The sequence below is a fragment of the Acidovorax sp. GW835-FHT14G06 genome, assembly GCF_058793595.1.
This window is the reverse complement of record NZ_JBXAGA010000004.1, coordinates 114038-134625: the sequence shown is the minus strand read 5'-3', so window position 1 is coordinate 134625 and position 20588 is coordinate 114038. Positions and strand designations below refer to the sequence as shown.

The following is a 20588-nucleotide window of genomic DNA, read 5'->3' as shown; positions in this document are numbered from 1 at the left end:
GGGACGTTGGGGCTTATTTGGCCACCTGCACCTTCACCCGTGCGTTGGGCGACTCGCCAAACATCTCGGGCGCATACATGGCCTCGACCCGGCTCGGTGGCAGTGCAAAGTCGCCCGCGTTGTTCAGGCGCACGGTGTACTCCATCTTGACCGAGCCCTTGGGCAAGTACTCGTAGTAGCTGCGGAAGGACTCAAAACTGCGCTCCTCGAACGCGGGCCAGCCTGCGCCGCTCTTCTTTTCGCCCTGCGTGGCGATCTCGGAATCGCGGCCCAGGCCGCTGCCCAGGATGGTGGCCCCGCCCGGGATGGGGTCGGTGATGGCCACCCACGTCATGTCGGCGCTGGCGTTGACCTCCAGCGTCACGCGCAGCACGTCGCCCCGCGTGTACTGGCCGGCGGGCAGCGACTTGTTGGCCTGCTCCACGGGGGTGATGGTCTTCTTGATCGCATAACCCGCTGCGAACGGCGCCTTGAGATCGATGGCCGCCACCGACTGCAGCGTGAGCCAGGGCTTGCCTGGGCCCTGGTGCGTGACGGCCAGCTGCTCCTTGCCACCCGCCCGACCCGCGCCGGATGCCCAGGGCAGGAACATGCCGTTGTTCTTGAGGTTGCCGGGCGATGCGGGTGCACCAAACCAGGTGATCTGGTTGGGGGCGCCGGTGGCGTCCGATGCCTTCACGCGCTCGACCTTGCTCCAGTCCACGCTGGCGGTGTTGCCACCCATGCTGGCCTTGGTGGAGCCTGAGACCGGCACAGCCTCAAACTTGGCGCTGAACTTCTCCAACGCCAGCCCACCCCACAAGTTGGCGGTGGTGGTGTGCCAGGCTCCCGCCTGCTGGCGGCTGATGAAGCCGTTGGCCAGGCGACCCATATCGTCCTTCCACGCCGGGTCGTCCATCACGGCGAGCATCAGGCGCGCGGTGTTCACGTCGCCGTTCTGCATCAGCCACCACCAGTAGTCGTCCTGCTCGTTGCTGAAGATGAGCTTGGTGCCCTGGAACGACAGGCGGCTGCGCAGGATCTGCATGGCCTCGGCCAGGCGCTTGTCGCGCTCGGGCACATCTGCCACGCGCTTCAAGATGTTGACCCAGTCGATCACCGTGTGCGTGGGCCACTGGTTGGGCGCGATGGTGATGCTGCTCACCATCCGACCCTGGGCCTTGCCGTAGCGCGACAGCGCCTCCAGCGCGGCCACCTTGCGCATGTCCAGGTCCTTGCGCGGGCTCCAGAAGTTGCGCTGGATGCGGCCCTCCACAAACGCGATCAGGCCACGCTCCATGGGCGCACGGGCTTCATCGGGCAAGGCAAACGCGGGGTTGATGCTGGCGGCTTCGTGCGTGGCGGCCAGTACATAGGCCGTGAGGGTGTCGCTGCCCCGGTTCCCGTCGCCATCACGCGGCGGGAAGTAGTTGGCCAGACCATCGCTGTCGAGGTAGGTGGGCAACTGCGCCACCACCGTCTGCCACAACGCTCCGTCGCGCAGGCCCACGGCCTTGCTGGTCTTTTGCTCCAGGCAGGCAAACGGGTAGCGAGCCCACCAGTCGCGCACGCCAGGCAGGCCTTCGGCCAGCTTGGGCTGTAGCGACATCTTGAGACCGCCTCGGCCGGGCAAAGCATCGGCGGGCGGGTTCACGTCCAGGCTGTAGCTGCCGTCCACCTGCACCAGAGTGGCCTGCTGCACCGTGAGTGGCACGGCCGGCACGATGCGCTGGCGGGCCTTGAGGGCGTCGCGGGCGCCGCTGACCTGGTCCTTGGCTTCAATCTCCCACAGGATGGCCTCAGCGCGAGTTTGCGCCAGCTGCGCGGGGGCCGTCACGTCCCAGGCCACTTCGCGCGCCTCTCCAGGCAGGATGTCGATGGTTTGTGGCTTCAGGTCCAGCAGTGTGGCGCGCGGTGCCACCTCGACCTTCATGGCGGCCTTGGTGGTGTTGCGCAGCGTGATCTGCGCGCGGAACTGGTCGTCCTCGCGCACCAGCGGCGGCAGGCCGCTGATGATCTGCAGGTCCTGCGTGGCGCGGATGCTGGTGCTGCCGGTGCCAAACAGCCCGGTGGACGCATCGGCCACCGCCACGATCTTGAAGGTGGTCAGCGCATCGTTGAGCGGCACGGTGACCTTGGCCTGGCCGTTGGCGTCGAGCTTGAGCGCGGGCTCCCACAGCAGCAGGGTGTCCAGCAACTCGCGCGTGGGTGACTTGCCCCCACCACCGCCAGCGGGTACGGCCTTCTTGCCGTAGTGGCGTCGGCCGATGATTTCCATCTGCGCCGTCGACGTCTCCACGCCCCAGCTGCGCCGCTGCAGCATGGCTTCGAGCAGGTTCCAGCTGTTGTTGGGCATCAGCTCCAGCAGGGCCTGGTCCACCGCGGCCAGTGCCACCTCGGCATTGGCCGCGGGCTTGCCACCGGGCAGCATGGCGGTGATGGTGACCTGGGCCTTGCCACGCACGGCGTAGCTTTCCTTGTCGGTGGTGACTTTCACGTCGATCTGATGGGCCGCTGTGCCCACGCGGATCTCGGCCAGGCCCAGGCGGAACGCGGGCTTGGACAAATCCACCAGCGCCGTAGGCGCCTGGTATTCCTTGCCTTCGTACCAGAACGAGGCCCACCACTCACGCGGCGCCTTGAAACCCCAGGTGAAGAAGCTGTACCACGGCACCTCGCGCAGGCGGCCGCGCAGGGCCAGCACACTCACGTACACGTTCGGCCCCCAGTCGGGCTGCACCTTCAGGCTCACCGTGGGGTCCTGGCCGTTCAGCTGCACCACCTGGGTTTCGATGATGCCTTCGCGCTCCACAGCCACCAGCGCGGTGGCAAAACGGAACGGCATGCGCACCTGGAACTTGGCGGTCTCGCCAGGCTGGTAGCTCTTCTTTTCGGGCAGCAGGTCGATGCGGTCGTGGTCTTCACCGCCAAACCACAGCTCGCCCTGGCGCGTGACCCACACCGACGAGGCAGCCACGCTGGTGTTGCCGTCCTTGTCAGTGGCGGTGACCACCAGCTCCACCTCGCCCGCTTCGTCGAGCTTGGATTCGCACAGCAACAGGCCGCGCGCGTCGCTCTTGCCGCTGCACAGCGTGCCCAGATCCTTGGTGTCGGTCTGGTTGTCGTAGCTGTAAAAGCCACCCACCATGCGCTTGCGCGTGGTGGTGGTGATGCGGGCCATGGCCTGCACCTGCAGCGAAGTGTCGGCCGCAGGCTTGCCGTTGTGCTGCAGCGCCAGGGCCTGGAAGCGGATCTTCTGACGCGCAGACACCCAGCCCTCGGTCTTGATGCCCGCCACCACACCGGCAGGCCACAGCGCTTGTGTGCTGCGGATGGTCTGCACCTCGCCATTGGGGTCGGCGTAAGTGGCCTCCAGCAGCAGCTCCTGCGGCTGGCGTGCCTGGGGCACGTTGTCGATGGTGACCTTGCCTGCACCGTTCTTGTCGAGGGTGAGCGGCAGCTTGTCGGCGATCACGCGCGCATCCTGGCTGGCGGTGGCTTCTTCGTCGTCGCTGCCGGCGTTGCTCTGCTCACGCTTGCGGGGCGGGTTGAAGCTGAACGTGTCGTAGTCGCTGAACTGCAGGGACTTGCCGCGCACCAGGGCCGACACGCGCACCGGCAGGTTGGCGGCGCCACCGCCGGCCACGTAGTTGATCTGCACGTCGGTGGGCACAGAGCGCACGCGCACCAGCGCCTTTTTCTCGACCGGGGCAATGCGCCCTTCCAGCACCGGCAGGCGGAACTCCTCCACGCGGAACGAGCCCGACGCCAGGCTGCCGTTCACCGTGCCGTTGCCTCCCAGCTCGACCTGGTACACGCCCAGCTTGGCGGCGGGCGGGATGGCAAAGGTGCTTTGCGCACTGAGCCCCCCCGTGGCCGTGCCGCGCCACACCAAGGGCTGGGTGAACTGCTGGCCGCTGCCCAGGTGGGTGATGACGAGGGTGTCGGGGCGCGAGGCTGAGAGAGCAAATCCCTGGCGCGTTTCGGCGCGCAGCAGGTGCTTCATCGACACGGTTTCGCCAGCGCGGAACAGCGTGCGGTCGAAGATGGTGTGGGCACGTTCGTCAGGCGCGGGAGCCCGGCTGGTGGGCACATTGAAGCGCCAGGGCTCGATGCCGCGCTGCCAGTCGCTCCAGGTGAAGGCCATGTCCTCCACGCCATCCGCGCCCTTGTGGCGTGCGCTCACAAAGTACGACTGGCCGACCTCGTCCTCAGAATTGGAATTGCAGCCGGGGGGTTCGGACGAAAGGCCCTCCACACGGGCAATACCCTGTGCGTCGGTCACGGCCTGCGCCAGCTCATTGCCCCTGCAGTCCGACACGCGCACCGTGGCGCCCTGCACGGGCTGGCCCTTGTCCAGCGTGGTGACCCAGGCCATCGCGTTTTCACGGCCCAGCTTGAAATGCACGCCCAGATTGGTCACCAGCGCCGAGGTGCGCACATACATGGTGCGGCCTTCGCCATGGCGGTCGTCCAGCAGCGAGGCGCCGAGCTTTTGCGATGCAATCTCCACCACATGGAAGCCGGGCGTGAGCGGAATGCCCACCACCTCGAACGGGCGCGGGTCGTTGCTCGCGGGCTTGGGCAGGTCCAGCGTCTTGACACCGCCCTTGCCTGCCAGCAGCGACAGCATGCGTGACTGCACGTAGTCCTTGTCGTTGTCGAGCACCTTGGGCAGAGGGCCGGTCACGTCCTGGCGCGCCTGCTTGCGATCCACCACATAGCTGTCATAGCGCTGCACCTTGCGGAACCAGGCAATGACGTCTGCGTCGGTGCGGGGCTTGAGTGTGCTCACCTTGCCAGCCGGTACGGTGGCTGTCGCCACACCCGCTTGCAGCCCCTGCACGCGCAGGGCAGCCTCCACGTTGCGCAGCGTCACGGGCAGCAACGAAGGCGGGTTGTCCGACGCGGGGCCTTCTGCAAACCGTTCCACGATGCCAAAGGGCGCGGCCGCAAACTTGGCCAGCGGCGGCATGCCGCCGGTAGACACCTTGAGCGGGAAGTTGTCGGCATTGCGCAGCGGGCGCCCCGAGGCGTCCTTGAAGTCCTTGGGCAGCTCGATGGTGAAGGCCGTGTTTTCGGACAACGGCGCGTTGAACTGCAGGCTGTTGACCAGGGCATCGGCCTGGGCGCCCTCTGCGCCGCCATCGATCTGGGGCTTGAGGGTTTCCTTGCCAGATTTCAAGCGGATGGCCGCCGCCAGATTGCGCGGCACGGGCGCATTGAACGACAGCATCATCGGCCGGATCGGCAGGCAGGCAGCCTGGGCGTTTTCGCGCTCGCAGCTGAACTCGGCCGAGAACGGCTCACGCACCTTGAAGTCAAAGCGTTTTTCCACCGTGTTGGCGACTCCGCTGGGGGTGGCCACCCCCTTGCCGAACACGATCTGCATGCGCGAGCCCGAGGTGAACCGGCGGTTGCAGGCCAGTGTGGCAAAGGACAGGGGCTCGCGTGCTGCGTCTTTCTCCAGGCCCAGGCCCTTGAGGATTTCGGCGCGCTGCGCCCCCTCGATCAAACGCACGGGGATGCGCTCGCCCACGCCTTCGGCCGTGCACCACACGTTGCTCTGCACGCTGGCCGTGGTGGCCGGACCATTGAGGAACAGCACAAAGAACTGCTCTTCGTCGATCTGCTCGTAGGTGCTGGGGCGGAGGTTCTGCACAAATGGCCCGCCGCTATTGAACTGATAGCTCTTGGCGCCCGTCAGTTCTGCGCCAGCGGGCGATTTGAAGCCCGGCTTGACGCTGGCGGTGCAACGCACGCCTGGCGGCAGGTCGCGCTCGAAGTCAAACACCCACTCGCGCTCGCCAGTCCAGCGGCCCGTGCCCTTGGTCACACTGGCGTCGCTGCAGCTCAGGCTCAGCGGCGCGGGCGCCTTGGGGTCCCCAAAATTGACCGCAGCAGCGTCGAACTTGGCCACCGCCTGGCGCACGCGCGCCACCTCGCCCTGGGGCGAGAAGCTGGTGATCTGCAGGGCCTGGGCCCCCCAGGCCACCAGAGACAGGCTGGCGGCCAACATCCATTTTTTTGCGTTCACGCTATCCCCTCCGAAGGAACCAGCAAGCGTAACAAAGTGCCATGTCGCCCGGGTGTGTGTTGCAAGCACTTACGTATCGGCCGGGCAAGCCGTCATCACGCGCGCCCGACGACGCGCCGATGGGGCCATGTCCTACCCGCTGGGAACGCTCAGCGCCCAAAGATGGTGGCTTCGTTTTACCCCACGCACCACCCAGGAGCGCCCATGGCACGACCCCCTACCTCGCGCAGCGCGGCCCACAAATCGCCGTCTGCCCTGCCTTCTTCCACCCAGTCCGATAACTTTCGCGGCAACGCGGGCGAGCTGCAGCAGCAGGCGGGCGGCAAACACCCGGTGCTGACCACCCAGCAGGGCATCCCGGTCGCCGACAACCAGAATTCGCTGCGCACTGCGCCGCGCGGCCCCACGCTGCTGGAAGACTTCATCCTGCGCGAGAAGATCACGCACTTTGACCATGAACGCATCCCCGAGCGCATCGTGCATGCACGAGGGACGGCAGCCCATGGCTTTTTTGAGCTGACGCACTCGCTCAAAAAATACACCACCGCCAAGGTGTTGACCGACATCGGTGTGCAAATCCCGGTGTTCACGCGCTTTTCCACCGTAGCCGGTGGGGCGGGTTCGGTAGATACACCGCGCGACGTGCGCGGCTTTGCCGTCAAGTTCTACACGCCCGAGGGCAACTGGGACCTGGTGGGTAACAACATCCCCGTGTTCTTCATTCAGGATGCTATGAAGTTCCCGGACCTGGTACACGCCGTGAAGATGGAGCCGGACCGGGGCTTTCCGCAAGCAGGTAGCGCGCACGACACCTTCTGGGACTTTGTCTCGCTGATGCCCGAAACCCTGCACATGGTGATGTGGGCCATGAGCGACCGCACCATTCCCCGCAGCCTGCGCATGATCGAAGGTTTTGGCGTGCACAGCTTCCGCCTGCTGAACGCGGCGGGCGAGAGCACGTTTGTGAAGTTCCACTGGCGGCCCAAGCTGGGCATCCAGTCCACCGTGTGGGACGAGGCCGTCAAGCTGCAATCGGCCGACAACGACTACCACCGGCGCGACCTGTTCGAAGCCATCGAGGCGGGGGACTTTCCCGAGTGGGAGCTGTCGGTGCAGCTGTTCACTGAGCAGGATGCCGAACGCTTTCCGTTTGACCATCTCGACCCCACCAAGCTCATCCCCGAAGAACTGGTGCCCCTGCAGCCCATCGGCCGCATGGTGCTCAACCGCTGGCCCGACAACTTTTTCGCCGAGACCGAGCAGGTGGCGTTCTGCCCAGCCAACGTGCCGCCCGGCATCGACTTCAGCAACGACCCCCTGCTGCAGGGCCGCCTGTTCTCGTACCTGGACACGCAGCTGTCGCGCCTGGGCGGGCCCAACTTTGCGCAGATCCCCATCAATGCCCCCAAGTGCCCGTTCCACAACATGCAGCGCGACGGCCACATGCAGATGCAGGTGCCCAAGGGCCGCGTCAACTACGAACCCAGCAGCCTGCAGCCTGACACGCCCCGCGCCTCGCTGGCACAAGGCTTTCGCCACTTCGCGCAGGCCGACGATGGCGTGAAGGGCCGCGTGCGGGCCGAGAGTTTTGCCGACCACTACAGCCAGGCGCGCATGTTCTACCGCAGCCAGAGCCCGCTGGAGCAGGCCCACATGGCCTCGGCGCTGGTGTTCGAGCTGTCCAAGGTCGGCACACCCCATGTGCGCGAAGCGGTGGTGGGCCATCTGCTGCATGTGGACGCAGACCTGGCCCAGCGCGTGGCCGACGGCCTGGGGCTCCCAGCCCTGCCCCCTGCCCCGGCCACCACCGAGCCGGTGCAGGACCTGCCCCTGTCGCCCGCCCTGCGCATCATCGACCGCATGAAGCCCACGCTGCAGGGCCGCTCCATCGGCATTCTGGTGGCCGACGGCTCCAACGGCGCCTCGGTGGCCAACCTGCGCAAGGCGCTGGAGAAAGTCGGCGCCACCGTGAAGATCGTGGCCCCCAAGGTGGGCGGTGCCGTGCTGAAAGACGGCACGCTGCTGCCCGCCGACGGTCAGCTGGCGGGCACACCATCGGTGGTGTTTGACGCCGTGGCCTCCATCCTGTCGCCCGACATGGGCGCACAACTGGCCAAGGAGGCGGCGGCCGTCGACTGGTTCCGCGACGCGTTCGGCCACCTCAAGGCCATTGCCGCCTGCAAGGGCACCCGGGCCATCCTGCAGGCCGGTGGCATCGAGCCCGATGCAGGCGTGGTGGACCCGGCCGATGCCCAGGGCTTCATCGCCGCTGCCCAGACCCGCCAGTGGGAGCGCGAACCCAAAGTGCGCACCCTGGCCTGAAGCCCCACCTTTTCGTTCACCCCACCAACACAAGGAGTCACCATGCCCAAAAGCCACTACGACAGCCACCAACTCGACGACCTCGTCCTGCAGATGATGGAGACCGAACTCGGCGGCGAACAGGTGTACCGCACCGCCCTCACCTGTGCCATTAACCCCGACCTGAAGAAGGAGTGGCAAGGCTATCTCGAAGAAACGCTGGCGCACCAGAACGTGGTGCGCGGCATCTGCGATGCGCTGGGCCTGGACCCTGATACGCAGTCGCCCACCCGGGCCGTGGTCAAGCACATTGGCACATCCCTGGTGCAGGCGATGCAGCTGGCCAAAAAGTCTGGCAGCCCGGACGCCGCGCAGCTGGTGGCCTGCGAATGTGTGGTGCACGCGGAGACCAAGGACCACGCCAACTGGGAGCTGCTGGGCCAGGTCGCCAAGGTGGCCACGGGCGATGTGGGCCACACCCTCAAGGTAGCGCACAAGGCCGTGGAAAAAGACGAGGACCACCACCTGTACCACACCAAAGGCTGGTGCCGCGAGCTGGCCATTCAGGCCCTGGGCATGCCCGCCGTGCTGCCCCCGCCCGAGGAGGTCAAGAACGTGGAGACCGCCATTGGCGCATCGCGCGCCGAGCAACAGCGCACGGCCATGCTGTGACCGGGTTCAGGGGCCGCACGGCAGGCCCTGTGGCAGCAAACGCTCCTAAAAATATAGCTGCAAGCGCTTTATGTACTAGCGCCAGCAGCTATTTTTGCTTGATTTCCATGCAAAACATGCTTCTCAGGCCAACGGCGGCGGGGTCTCCTGCGGCAACTCTGCAGCGCCGGGGGCTTCGGCCAATGTGGCCAGCCCTTTGCCGCTGCGCTTGCTGGTGTACAGCGCCCGGTCCGCCCGGTCCATGAGCGCGGGCATGGATTCCACAGCAGGGCCCTGGAACAAAGCGACCCCAACGCTTGCGCCAGTCAGCACGTGTTGGCCACTGTCGAGTCCGATGGGCGCCACCAGCGCTGCCAGCACATTGTGGGCCAGTTCCATGGCGGCCTCCGGGGACGCCACAGCGTTCAGCACCAGTGCAAATTCGTCGCCGCCCAGGCGGGCGGCGGTGTCATTGGCACGGGCCAGCCCGGCCAGACGCTGCGCCACACGCACCAGCACCTGATCGCCACTGCCGTGCCCCAGACTGTCATTGACCGCCTTGAAACCATCCAGGTCCACCAGCAACAACGCGCCAGCGCGGTGGTCACGGTAGGCCGTCAGCACCGCCTGCGACAAGCGGTCTTCAAACAGGCGCCGGTTGGGCAGCCCCGTCAGGCGGTCATGGCTGGCCAGGGACAGCACCTGCTGGTGGGCGCGCACCAGCCGAGCGCTCAACAGCCCCAGCACCAGCGCGAACGCGTAGGCCAGCATCACCACCAGCGCAGGTGCACGGCCTGCGGCCCCCCACCCGCCCGTGGGGACCGCGCCCAGGATCCAGCTGCCGCCACCCGGCAAGGGCACATCGAGCGTGGCCGGCTCCTCGTCGAACAACTGAGGGCGGCCGATGAACACCGCGCCCTGCGCGCCCATGGCGTCCAGTCCACGTGCCGCCACCTGAAAACCCATCTGGTCCGAGTTCAGGCCCACGTCGGCGAACAGGGTGTCGGCATTGACGGTGAGCGACACGATGCCCCAGTAACGGGGCCCACCCACCGGTGCACGCCCCGGCGGATGCGCCAGAAACACCGGCGTGCGGCTGATGATGCCGAGCCCCCCTTGCACCAGCGGGATGGGACCCGCAACGACGGTGCGACGGGTCTGGATGGCCCGCTCCACCGCGCCACGCTGCTGCGGGTTGTCCAGGTACCGCAGGCCAATCGCTCGCTCATTGCCCACGCGCGGGTACACATCGCTGATGACGTTGTCGGGCGCCAGAGCCAGGTTGCGGATATTGCGCTGGTGCTCCAGCAGGCGGCCCACCACGGTGGCAAAGATGTCGGGCGACATGCTGCCTTGTGCGGCAATGAAGGCGGACACCGTTTCGGGCACCGACAGCGTGCTCTGCAATTGCCTGTCCAGGCGGTCGCGGATCTGCAGCAGGTGGCTTTGCGCCTGCGCAGCAATCTCGGCCCGCGCCTTGGTGTGAGAGATATCGATGACCACCCAGGCCAGCAAGGCGGCCAGCATGCTGCTGCACACACCCACCGCGAGGGGCAGGTACCGGTGATGGATCCAGTTCGAAGGAAGGCGGCTGGTGGGCATGAATGAGGTCCGGGATGGGTGCCGGATGGTGCCATGGTCTGTGCAGACCGGCCAGCACCGACTGCGCTGGGGCTGGCCGCTTTGGAGACACCCCGGCCGGTCGGTGAGACGGCCACTTGTGGCCACAGCCCCACGGCACGGACAGCACGTACCACACGCACCGCTGTTAATGCGAACGCGGGCTGGGGTCAGGCGGCTTCGCAGCAGCCCTCGCCCGTCCTTTACTGCGCTACAAACCCGCTGGTCTTGATGATGCGCGTCCAGGCTTCGGTGTAGGCCTTTTCGCGCGTGGCCAGCTGCTGGGGCGACATGTAGCCCACTGTGAGGCCCATGGCGGTGAGGTGTTCGCGCACATCAGGCTGGGCCACGACCTTGGCCAGCGCGTTCGAGAAGTCGGTGATGAACTTTTGCGGCGTGCCGGTGGGTGCGTAGATGCCGTAGTACGGCAGGTCTTCAAAGCCCTTGAGGCCCATCTCGTCGAACGTGGGCACGTCGGGCATGGAAGCCTGGCGCTTGGTGCCCAGCACGCCCACCACGCGCACCTTGCCGGCCTTGTGGTTTTCCATGAAGTCCTGCACCGAGGCCACGCCCGCGCTGATCTGGTTGCCCAGCATGTCAGCCATCATGGGGGCGCTGCCCCGGTACGGTGCCGAGACCAGGTCCAGCTGGTACTTTTGCCCCACCAGCTTGACCAGGAACTCTGGAGTGGACGCTGGCGCAGGAATACCCACCGCGCCCTTGCTGCCACCGGCCGTCTTGACCCACTGCACGTATTCGGTGAACGACTTGGCCGGCGTGCCGCCCGACACGGCAAACGCATTCACAAACGTGGCAAAACCGCCCACCGCCACAAAGTCGCGCGCGGGTTCGTAGCCGGGGTTCTTCACCACCTGGGGCAGGATGGAGATGGTGTGGTCGTGCGTGAGGAACAGCGTGGTGCCGTCGGGCGCCGAGGCCTTGAGTGCCTGCGCGGCAATCTGGCCGCCCGCGCCGGGGCGGTTTTCGACCACCACAGGCTGGCCCAGCTCATCCTTGAGCTTCTCGGACAGCGTGCGCGCAATGGCGTCCGTACCGCCGCCGGGCGGAAAACCCACAAGCAGGCGGATGGGCTTGGCCTGCTGGGCGGACGCCAGGCCCACGGCCAACGCGGCCCCCACAAAAGCACCAGTGCGCACAAGGCGGGACAGCAGGCTGCGGCGGGAAGTTGTCATGAAAAAGCTCCAGGGTAGAGGGTCAACAGGCGGTGCAAAGATCAGGCCAGGCGGGCGCGGTGGCGCGCCAGCTGGGCACGCACCTGCGCCGGGGCCGTGCCGCCCAGCGTGTTGCGGGCGTTGAGCGAGCCGCGCAGGCTCAGGCACTCGTACACATCCTTCTCGATGGCGGGGTGAAAGCCCTGCAGCACGGTCAGGGGCAGCTCCGACAGGTCACACGCATGGGTGGTGGCAGCCTTCACGGCGTGGGCCACCGTCTCGTGCGCATCGCGGAAGGGCAGGCCCTTCTTGACCAGGTAGTCGGCCAGGTCGGTGGCCGTGGCATAGCCCTTGAGTGCGGCCTGCTCCATGGCCTGGGCGTTGACGGTGATGCCGCCCTCTTTCTTGCCCGTGGCGGGGTTCAACTGGCCGCCGACCATCTCGGCAAAGATGCGCAGCGTGTCCTTGAGCGTGTCCACGGTGTCGAACAGCGGCTCCTTGTCTTCCTGGTTGTCCTTGTTGTAGGCCAGGGGCTGGCCCTTCATCAGCGTGATGAGGCCCATCAGGTGGCCGACCACACGGCCGGTCTTGCCGCGCGCGAGTTCGGGCACGTCGGGGTTTTTCTTCTGCGGCATGATCGACGAGCCGGTGGTGAAGCGGTCGGCGATCTTGATGAAGCCGAAGTTCTGGCTCATCCAGATGATGAGTTCCTCGGACAGGCGGCTCACGTGCACCATGCACAAGCTGGCCGCGGCGGTGAACTCGATGGCGAAGTCGCGGTCGCTCACGGCGTCCAGGCTGTTCTGGCACACCACTGGGGACCCGTTCGCATCCACCATGCCCAGCGTCTTGGCCACGCGCTCGCGGTCCAGCGGGTAGGTGGTGCCGGCCAGGGCCGCGCTGCCCAGTGGCAGCACGTTGGTGCGGCGGCGCACGTCGGCCATGCGCTCGGCATCGCGCTTGAACATTTCCACATAGGCCAGCATGTGGTGGCCAAAGCTCACAGGCTGGGCCACCTGCAGGTGGGTGAAGCCAGGCAGGATCACCTCGACGTTCTGCTCGGCCACATCCACCAGCGACACCTGCAGTTCTTTCAGCAGGTCGCCGATCAGGTCGATCTCGCCGCGCAGCCACAGGCGCACGTCGGTGGCCACCTGGTCGTTGCGGCTGCGGCCGGTGTGCAGGCGCTTGCCTGCGTCGCCCACCAGCTGCGTCAGGCGGGCTTCGATGTTCAGGTGCACGTCTTCCAGGTCCAGCTTCCACTCGAAGGCGCCGGACTCGATTTCCGACGTGATCTGCGCCATGCCGCGCTGGATGGAGGCGTGGTCTTCGGCACTGATGATGCCCTGCGCGGCGAGCATTTCAGCGTGCGCCAAGCTGCCCGCAATATCGGCCTGCCACAGGCGCTTGTCGAAGAAAACGCTGGAGGTGTAGCGCTTGACCAGGTCGCTCATGGGCTCAGAAAACAACGCAGACCAGGCCTGGGCCTTGGTGTCGAGCTGGTTGTGGGACGGCGCAGAGTCGGCGCTGGTGGCTTGGGCTTTGGACATAAGGAGGGCAATAATCCGGTGGTTCAGACACCCGGACTGCCCGGATGCCGCAATGCAAAACACCCAAATTTTATCGACCCAGCCCCCGCCGCCGGATTCCGCCCTGCCAGACAGGCCAGCGCGCAGCGTGCGGGCCGCTGCAGGCGCCGGGCCGGGCGGGCAGCCGCCACGCGGGCGAGCCCTGGTGTTTGATGCCTGCCAGGTCGGTGTGGTGCTGCGGGCCGTGCTGTTTGTAGAGGTGGTGGTGGGCGTGGGTGCCATGTATGGCGCCAGCAGCCCCATTGAATGGCTGGCCAGCCTGGCGCTGCTGACCGGCGGTGCGCTGCCGGCCACGCTGGTGTGGCTGATCACGGCCTGCAGCCTCAAGACGGTGCTGCAGCGCCTGTCCACCGCGCAGCAATATGCCGCCGGGGTGCTGCTGGGGGCCGTGGCCGGTGCCTACGCCTGCGCCATGCTGGCGCTGGTGGGCCTGTCTGCATCGCCCCCCTGGCTGGCCAGTGCCGCCACGGGCGCGTTGCTGGCGGCCATGCTGGTGGCCGCGCTGGTGCTGCGTGCCCGGGGCCGCACTCCGGCCGCCACCACGGCGCGCCTGACCGAGCTGCAGTCGCGCATCCGCCCGCATTTTTTGTTCAACACACTCAACAGCGCCATTGCGCTGGTGCGTGAGGAGCCGGCCAAGGCCGAGTCGCTGCTCGAAGACCTGTCGGACCTGTTTCGCGTGGCACTCGTCGAGCAAGGCGAATCCACCACACTGGCCGAAGAGATCACCCTGGCGCGGCGCTACCTGGGCATTGAGCAGGTGCGCTTTGGCAAACGCCTGCAGGTGCAATGGAACCTGGACCCGCGCACCGACAGCGCGCGCCTGCCCCCGCTGCTGCTGCAGCCGCTGGTGGAAAACGCCGTCAAACATGGCGTGGAGCCCAGCGCACGGGGTGGCAAGCTGCGCGTGCTGACCGAGCTGCGCGGCACCCGCGTGGTGGTGCGCATCACCAACACCCTGCCCCCCAAAGAGGGCAAAACCGGCAGGCACGACGAACCCAGCACCCGGGGCCATGGCATCGCGCTGGCCAATGTGCGTGCGCGGCTGGCCTTGCTGCACGATGTGCAGGGCGAGTTCACCGCTGGCGTGCAGGACGGGCTGTACCAGGTGCGCATCACCCTGCCCGCAGCCGACCCCACCCCTGCCGCCCGCCCGCGCACGCCCTTGCGCGGGCGCGGCGACCTGCGGGGCGGTTACCGCCGTGGCGCGGTGGCCCCGACCGAACCTACCCCCTCCAAACCCCATGAACATCCTGATCGTTGACGACGAAGCCCTGGCGCGCAGCCGCTTGCGCACCCTGCTGTCCGACTGCTCGGACATCCAGCGCTGCACGGTGGCCGAGGCCTCCAACGCCGCCGAGACCATGGCGCTGCTGGGCCCCACGGGGGGACGTGCGTACGACCTGGTGCTGCTGGACATCCACATGCCCGGCCAGGACGGCCTGGCGCTGGCCCATGCGCTGCAGGCCCTGCCCCAGCCCCCGGCCGTGGTGTTTGTGACAGCCCATGCAGACCACGCGGTGAGCGCGTTCGAGCTGGATGCCGTGGACTACCTGACCAAACCCGTGCGCCGCGAGCGCCTGCAGCAGGCCCTGGCCAAGGTGCAGCGCACCAGCCGCCCCGCAGGGCCCAGTGCCGTGCCCAGCCTGCCCGAGGGCGAAACCCTGCTGATCCAGGACCGGGGCCGCACCGAACGCCTGCCCCTGGCCGAGGTGCTGTACTTCAAGGCCGAGCAGAAGTACGTGACCGTGCGCACCACCACGCGCAGCTACATCATGGACGGCTCGCTGAGCGAGCTCGAAGCCAAGTTTGCGCCGCGCTTCCTGCGCATCCACCGCAACGCGCTGGTGGCGCGCCGCGCCGTGCGCGCGCTGGAAAAACACTATGACCCCGAGGAAGGCGAAGGCTGGGCCGTGCGGCTGCAGGGCTCGACCGAACTGCTGGCAGTGTCGCGGCGGCAGGTGGCGGCCGTGCGCGAGGAGCTGGCTCGCTAGAAACAGGCCCTCGCAGGCCCTTGAGGGCGTTTTCAAGCAGTTTTTGGTCTTTTTGGCCGCTAGCGCTAGTTCAACATGCCTGAACAGCTATCAATGAGATAGCAGATCTCCTGTGACTGCAGGAGGTACGGCCACCAGCCGCCCCAATGCCTCCACGCCCACAGGCGGCTGTGCCAACCAGGGCAACACGTAGGTACGCTGCGCCAGGCCGTTGGCAATGCGTGCGGCCTGCCGCTGTTCACCCACCAGGCGGGCCTGCAGCAGCGGGTCGCTGGTGCCGGTGGCGGCCACGCTTTTGTTGATGACCCAGGCCCAGGGCTCGATGTGGGCACGGCGCAGGTCGTCCTGCAGCGCGGCCGCCTGGCTCACGGGAGTGACCTCGGGCAGCGTGACGATGACCACATGGGTCATGTCAGCGTCCTGCAGTCGCATGAGCGGGGTGATGATGTGTTTGGAGTTTGCGCTGCCCTCGTACTGCTGCGTCATCTGCCGGTGGTAGGCGCCGGTGGCGTCCATCAGCAGCAGGCTGTGGCCTGTGGGCGCCGTGTCCAGCACCACAAAGGCGCTGCGGGCCTCGTTCACCACGCGGCTGAAGGCGTGGAACACGGCCACCTCTTCGGTGCACGGTGATTGCAGGTCTTCCAGCAGCAGGGCGCGGCCCGCGTCGTCCAAGGCCTTGCCGCGCGTGGCCATGATCTTGTCGATGTAGGCCTGGATTTCGGCGTGCGGATCAATGCGCCCCACCTTCAGCCCCGGCAGGCTGCCGTCCAGCTGGCTTTGCACATGGGCTGCCGGGTCGGTGGTGGTGAGGTGCACGCTGTGCCCGCGCTGCACCAGGCCCACCGCCAGCGCGGCGGCGATGGTGGTCTTGCCCACGCCGCCCTTGCCCATCACCATGATGAGGCCGTGGCCTTTGGCAGCCAAGGCGTCGGCCATAGCCGACAGCGGCTCGGCCTGCAGCGAAACACCCGCAACAGCGGCGGGTGCACCCAATGGCACATCGCCCCCACCCAGCAGGCCCCGCAGCGCCGCCAGGCCCACGGTGTCAAAGGCGCGCAGCGGCACCTCGTCGCGCGGCAGCTGGGCCAGCGCATCGGGCATCTGGTCCATGGCCTCGCGGCCCAGCGCTTCGATGGCGTCGGCCACGCCGTCCTGCCCCGGCTGGCTGGCATGGAACACACCGTTGATGGCCAGGCGCTGGTTGGCAAGACCCAGGGCGCGCAGCTCCAGCGCCGTGCGCGCGGCCTCTTGCATGGGGCGGGGATCGGGGCGGGTGACCAGCACCACGGTGGTCAGGGCCGGGTCACTCAGCGCGGCCAGGGCGGCGTTGAAGCGCGCCTCCTGCATCTTCAGACCCGAGTGCGGGCCCAGGCACGACGCCCCCCGGTCGTTGCCCGCCAGGAATCCGGTCCAGGCCTTGGGCAGGCTCAGCAGGCGCAGCGTGTGGCCGGTGGGCGCGGTGTCGAACACCACATGGTCGAACACATGGCCGATGTCGCTGCCCTCGCTGGCCAGCAGCGCGGCAAATTCGTCGAACGCAGCGATCTCGGTGGTGCAGGCGCCCGAGAGTTGCTCGCGCACCGTGGCGCGTTCATCGCTGGTGGCGGTGGCCTCCAGCTGCGCCAGCACGCGCTGGCGGTAGGCCTCGGCGGCGGTATCGGGGTCGATGTTGAGCATGTGCAGCCCCGGCACACCGGGCACCGCCACCGGCTGGTTGGACAGCGGGACGCCCAGCATTTCATCGAGGTTGGAGGCTGCATCGGTGCTGACCAGCAACACCTGCCTGCCCGCATCTGCCAGGGCAATGGCCGCCGCAGTGGACAACGACGTCTTGCCCACCCCGCCCTTGCCGGTGAAGAACAGGAACCGCGTGGGCTGTGCGAGCAGGCCCAGACGAACCACGGCGGAATGGGGCGAGACAGATACAGAGGTGTTCATGCGATCAGCATGGCACAGCACCCCACCTTTTGTCTGGCGCAAATCACACCCAGCCCTCCACAACCGCCAGCCCATTGACCTGCATCAAGAGCCAGTTGGCACTGTGTGCTGCACCGCAGACTCCACCGCCGTCGGCAGTTTATTCCTTGATGTTCGCGGCCTTCACGATCGCGGCGTACCGGGCGCTTTCGGTCTGCACAAACCGCGCAAACTCCGCCGCACTGCCTTTGCCCGCCACGGCGCCGCCATCGGCCAGTTTGGTGCGCACATCGTCCATGCGCAGCACTTCGCCCAGCTCGCGGTTCAGGCGTTCCACCACGGCGGGGGGCGTCTGCGCGGGAGCAAACAGGCCCGTCCACGAGACCATGTCAAACCCTTTGAAGCCTGCGGTCTCGGCCACGGTCGGCACGTCGGGCAGCGAAGGCAGGCGCTGGCCGTCCGTCAGGGCAATGGCCTTGAGCTTCTTGCTGTGGATGTGCGGCGCTGCCGTCACGCTGATGAGCACGGCCAGGTCCACCTGGTTGCCGATCACATCGGTCACGATCTGGGCGCCGCCCCGGTACGGCACATGCACCATGAAGGTCTTGCTCTGGCCCTTGACGCGCTCCATGGCCAGGTGCAGCACCGTGCCCACGCCCGACGTGGCATAGCTCAGCTGCCCCGGCTTTTCGCGCGCCAGGCGGATCACGTCGGCCAGGTTGTTGGCAGGCAGGCCGGGGCGCGCCACGATCACCATGGGGGCCGTGGTCACCAAGCCCACCGGGGCCAGGTCCTTGAGGGTGTCGTAGCGCACCGCCACCGGGTTCACCAGCCGCGCAATGGCGACAGGACTGTCGGCCCCCAGGACGAAGGTGTAGCCGTCCGGCGCGGCCTTGACGGCCTTCTCCATGCCGATCACGCCCCCAGCCCCCGCCACGTTCTCAATCACCACGCTCTGCTTGAGGCGCTCACCCAGCTTCTGGGCAATCAGCCGCGCCGTCACATCCACATTGCCCCCAGCGCTGAACGGCACGATGAGCGTGATGGGCTTGGCGGCAGGCCAGGCGGGCTGCGCCTGCACGGCCACGCCGCAGCCGCCCGCCAGCAAGGCTGCGGCGAGGTGCACCGTTAGGCGCCGGGTGCGGGAAGGCACGGCAGATTGCGACGAAGACAGTGCCGATAGGCGCGACAAACGGGAAGACATCAAGAAACTCCTTCAGAGCGGTGCGGCAGAAAAAGCAGAGGTCTGCGCCAGTTGCTGGTCAAACGCGGCCAACCACTGCGCATGCCATGCACGGCGCGTGCCATCGTCGATCCAGGCGGCATCCAGGCCGTTAACCAGAAAGCTGCGCAGGTCGGCCGCGCCAAAACCAAAGTCGCGCACCATCATGGCCCAGGCCTGTGTGGGGTTCACGTGGTGCAGCGTCGGGTCATCGGTGTTGGGGTGGATGCGCAGGCCCGCTGCTGGCATGTGGCGAATGGGGTGGTCCAGCGCCCAGCGCTCGGGGGCCAGGGTGCGCAGGTAATACGAGTTGGTGGGCACCACGGTAAAGACGATGCCCCGGTCTGCGCATTCGCGCACCAGGGCCGGGTTGTCGAGCACCGTGTAGCCGTGGTCGATGCGGTCCACCTGCAACACATCGATGGCCGTACGCACGTTGTTCCAGGGCATGCCGAACTCGCCGGCATGGGCTGTGGTCTTGAGCCCGCCCCGGCGCGCCAGTGCATAGGCTGGCGCAAACCACTCGGGCGGGTGGTCTACCTCGCGGTAATCAATGCCAATGCCAATCACCTCTTCGCGCCGGTGGGCCAGCACCCATTCGACCATCTCGGTGGCGGCTGCGGGCGGGGCCTCGCGGTCAATCGCTGCAATCAAACGGCCGGTGATGCCGAAATCGGCTTCGGCATCGGCAATGGCGCGCAAGATGCCGCCCAGCGCCTGCGGGTAGGCCAGGCCCGACTGCTGGGCGGTGCCCGTGGGGTTCCAGAAGAACTCGGCATAGCGCACCTGGTGCGCAGCGGCATCCTGCAGGTATTCGTAGGTCAGGCGGTGCAGGTCGTCGGGGGTGCGGATCAGTTCAGCGTCCAGCGCACGCAGCACCCGCAGCACGCCGACGGGCTTTTCGCCCCGGGTGTAGAAGGCCTCGATCTCGGCATCGCTGATGGCCGCGCCCGCCCGGCGCACCAGGTGGGTGAACGTATCGCGCCGCACGGTGCCCAGCAAATGGCAGTGCAGCTCGACCTTGGGCAGGGCGTGGAGAAAGGTGTACAGCGGGTCTGCGGGCGCGGCGAAGGTGGGCATGGCCGCATGCTATGCAGCGCGGGGTGATAACGGAAGTGATTTAATTTGATGGCGCAATAAAAGCAATTGATGAGCAAACCCCCTTCAACACCCCCCGCAGCAGAGCCCACACCAGCACACTGCACCCCCACGCTGCGCCAGTTGCGCAGCTTTCAGGCGGTGGCCAGGGCCATGAGCTTTCGGCAGGCGGCCGAGGCCCTGTCGCTCACGCAGCCCGCGCTGTCGGCCTCCATCCGCGAGCTGGAGACCGTGCTGGGCGCCCCGGTGCTGGAGCGCAGCACGCACCATGTGCGCCTCACCCCGCAGGGCGCCCTGCTGTTGCCGCAGGTCGAGCGCCTTATCAATGGCTATGAGCAAGGGGTGGATGGGCTGTTTCGCACGCTGCACGATGGCAAGCGCGTCCTGCGCGTGGCCGCCCTGCCCTCGGCCATGCACCTGCTGGCCGAGCCTCTGCGTCAATGGCTGGCGCAGCACCCCGATGTGGACCTGCGCCTGTACGACCCGCTCAACGACGATCTGCTGGCCGCGCTGCAGCGCGGTGAAGTGGACCTGGCGCTGGGGGTGGCGCTGGACTTGCCGCCACAGATTGAAGCCATCGCCGTGGCGCAAGACGACTTGGTGGCGGTGCTGCCCGTGGGCCACCGGCTGGCACACCGGGCACGCCTGACCTGGCAAGACCTGGCGGGCGAGCGGCTGGCACTGTTTGCGCGCGGCAGCACCTACGAGCTGGCCATGGCAACCTTGCGCCAGCACGGGGCCGACCTGGCACGTGCCGACCAGCTGCTATACAGCGAGTCGCTCTACAGCCTGGTGCGTTGCGGGCTGGCGGTGGGGGTGATCTCGCGGCTGTACACCCACAGCCTGCACGAAGACGCCGTGAAGGTGTGCCCGCTGCAAGCCCCGGTGATCTCGCGCAAGGTGGCGCTCATGGTGCACGCCGCCAAGGAGACCCGGCCCCCGCTGGTGCAGGACTGCCTGGCGTTTCTGACCCAGGCACTGCGCACAGGCTGAGCCTTCGGCCCGCCC

General features: G+C 67.2%; 12 protein-coding genes. 5 read left to right on the top strand and 7 right to left on the bottom strand.

The genetic code is table 11. The features are described from left to right. Window positions 1-13: 13 nt before the first annotated feature. A complete protein-coding gene (locus AC1Q64_RS07930; protein ID WP_492251133.1) occupies window positions 14-5998 on the bottom strand; it encodes an alpha-2-macroglobulin family protein in 5985 nt (1994 codons plus the stop codon). Window positions 5999-6220: 222 nt separating this feature from the next. Here AC1Q64_RS07930 and AC1Q64_RS07925 point away from each other — a divergent pair, with 222 nt between their 5' ends. Both AC1Q64_RS07925 and AC1Q64_RS07920 read left to right on the top strand, forming a co-directional pair. Further along, entirely contained in the window at window positions 6221-8338 is a 2118-nt protein-coding gene (locus AC1Q64_RS07925) for a catalase (protein WP_492250964.1), read from the top strand. Between the two features lie 42 nt (window positions 8339-8380). Continuing rightward, a complete protein-coding gene (locus AC1Q64_RS07920) occupies window positions 8381-8989 on the top strand; it encodes a hypothetical protein (RefSeq protein WP_056061194.1) in 609 nt (202 codons plus the stop codon). Window positions 8990-9112: 123 nt separating this feature from the next. Here the strand turns inward: AC1Q64_RS07920 and AC1Q64_RS07915 are convergent, their stop codons facing one another. From AC1Q64_RS07915 to argH, 3 genes are all read right to left on the bottom strand, one after another. Next, window positions 9113-10570 (bottom strand): diguanylate cyclase domain-containing protein, encoded by a 1458-nt coding sequence (locus AC1Q64_RS07915; protein ID WP_492250963.1) that lies wholly within the window; start codon window positions 10568-10570, stop codon window positions 9113-9115. Window positions 10571-10791: 221 nt separating this feature from the next. Next, entirely contained in the window at window positions 10792-11781 is a 990-nt protein-coding gene (locus tag AC1Q64_RS07910) for a Bug family tripartite tricarboxylate transporter substrate binding protein (protein WP_099729640.1), read from the bottom strand. Between the two features lie 41 nt (window positions 11782-11822). Beyond that, a complete protein-coding gene (gene argH / locus AC1Q64_RS07905) occupies window positions 11823-13310 on the bottom strand; it encodes an argininosuccinate lyase (RefSeq protein WP_260666738.1) in 1488 nt (495 codons plus the stop codon). Window positions 13311-13362: 52 nt separating this feature from the next. Between argH and AC1Q64_RS07900 the strand changes: the two genes are divergently transcribed. Both AC1Q64_RS07900 and AC1Q64_RS07895 read left to right on the top strand, forming a co-directional pair. Continuing rightward, complete coding sequence (locus AC1Q64_RS07900; RefSeq protein ID WP_492250962.1) at window positions 13363-14613, top strand: sensor histidine kinase; 1251 nt, start codon at window positions 13363-13365, stop codon at window positions 14611-14613. After that, entirely contained in the window at window positions 14594-15343 is a 750-nt protein-coding gene (locus AC1Q64_RS07895) for a LytR/AlgR family response regulator transcription factor (RefSeq protein ID WP_116749246.1), read from the top strand. Before AC1Q64_RS07900 ends, AC1Q64_RS07895 begins: the two co-directional genes overlap by 20 nt. Window positions 15344-15433: 90 nt before the next feature. Here AC1Q64_RS07895 and arsA read toward each other — a convergent pair whose 3' ends face one another. From arsA to add, 3 genes are all read right to left on the bottom strand, one after another. Further along, window positions 15434-17281, bottom strand: coding sequence for an arsenical pump-driving ATPase (gene arsA / locus AC1Q64_RS07890; RefSeq protein WP_492250961.1), 1848 nt, complete (start codon window positions 17279-17281; stop codon window positions 15434-15436). A 139-nt stretch (window positions 17282-17420) separates the two neighbouring features. Next, window positions 17421-18464, bottom strand: coding sequence for a Bug family tripartite tricarboxylate transporter substrate binding protein (locus AC1Q64_RS07885; RefSeq protein ID WP_492250960.1), 1044 nt, complete (start codon window positions 18462-18464; stop codon window positions 17421-17423). 12 nt (window positions 18465-18476) lie between these two features. After that, a complete protein-coding gene (gene add, locus AC1Q64_RS07880) occupies window positions 18477-19562 on the bottom strand; it encodes an adenosine deaminase (protein ID WP_291434711.1) in 1086 nt (361 codons plus the stop codon). Window positions 19563-19631: 69 nt separating this feature from the next. Here add and AC1Q64_RS07875 point away from each other — a divergent pair, with 69 nt between their 5' ends. Beyond that, entirely contained in the window at window positions 19632-20573 is a 942-nt protein-coding gene (locus AC1Q64_RS07875; RefSeq protein WP_492250959.1) for a LysR family transcriptional regulator, read from the top strand. The last annotated feature ends 15 nt before the right edge of the window (window positions 20574-20588 follow it).